1 protein-coding gene is annotated in these 540 nt (G+C 45.4%); it reads left to right on the forward strand.

What is annotated here, in order from left to right; all coding sequences use genetic code 11:
* Positions 1-18: 18 nt before the first annotated feature.
* A partial coding sequence (locus J3L16_RS15940) for a transposase (protein ID WP_242698884.1) occupies positions 19-540 on the forward strand: 522 nt, incomplete at its 3' end.

Here is a 540-nt window from a genome sequence, read left to right on the forward strand (position 1 = left end):
CTTGGCCACGCACTTTACATGAAAGCCATTCATGCAGGTAAAACTAAGAATGATAGAATCGATGCGCTTAAAATCGCCAAACTCATGCGCGGGGGTAACTTCCCTCTTGCTTATGCTTATCCCAAAGAGCATCGTTTTATCAGAGATGCATTAAGGAGGCGCACCCACATCATGCGTATGAGTGCTCAGCTCAAGGCTCATGTCTACAGCACCGTCAGCCAATATAATCTACCTGCGCCTGAAACACGATTAAACCTGCAAAACTCCCCCGCCAGGCAGCAAATGCATCACTTCTTTCCTGATGAGGCTGTGCAAAAGAGTATGGATTTAAACCTCAACATCATCGATACCATGGTGCATGAAATCTATAAAATTGAGCATTACGTGAAGCTTAAAGCCCAGTGCCACAAGGGCAGTGACTTCCATATTCTAAAGTCCTTTCCTGGCATTGGTAAAATACTGGCGCTCACTATTTTATACGAAGTGGGTGACATACAACGCTTCGATCGCGTTCAGCAATTTGCGTCTTACGCTCGACTA

Source organism: Alteromonas sp. 5E99-2, from assembly GCF_017368475.1.
Lineage (GTDB): Bacteria > Pseudomonadota > Gammaproteobacteria > Enterobacterales > Alteromonadaceae > Alteromonas_F.